Genomic DNA, 249 nt, shown 5'->3' with positions numbered 1-249 from the left:
GCAACTCTGCCGGAGCTTGTTGCTCCACTTTCATTGCCCTACGCAACGACCATGCCCATATCAGCGTACTAGCAGCCAGCAATAGGGCGAGAGCAAACATTATAAAATATTGCGTACTATAGAGACGCCACGTTTGCAGAGGAGTATCGGGAATCCCCTGCCATTTGTTCAGAATTTTTGCATAGGAGCGAGGCTGAATAGCGGCAAGAATTTTATTTAGAATACTTCCAAGCTCTCGATCTTTACGTC

Annotated in this window: 1 pseudogene; it reads right to left on the bottom strand. The window is 46.6% G+C overall.

Annotated features, from left to right (window positions below):
- Positions 1 to 249: pseudogene (locus KVT28_RS25925) on the bottom strand (hypothetical protein); the annotation flags it as partial.

Origin of the sequence: Pantoea sp. GbtcB22, assembly GCF_019091025.1 — a bacterium.
In the GTDB taxonomy this organism is placed as follows: domain Bacteria; phylum Pseudomonadota; class Gammaproteobacteria; order Enterobacterales; family Enterobacteriaceae; genus Pantoea; species Pantoea leporis.
This window is presented reverse-complemented; position numbering and strand designations above follow the sequence as displayed.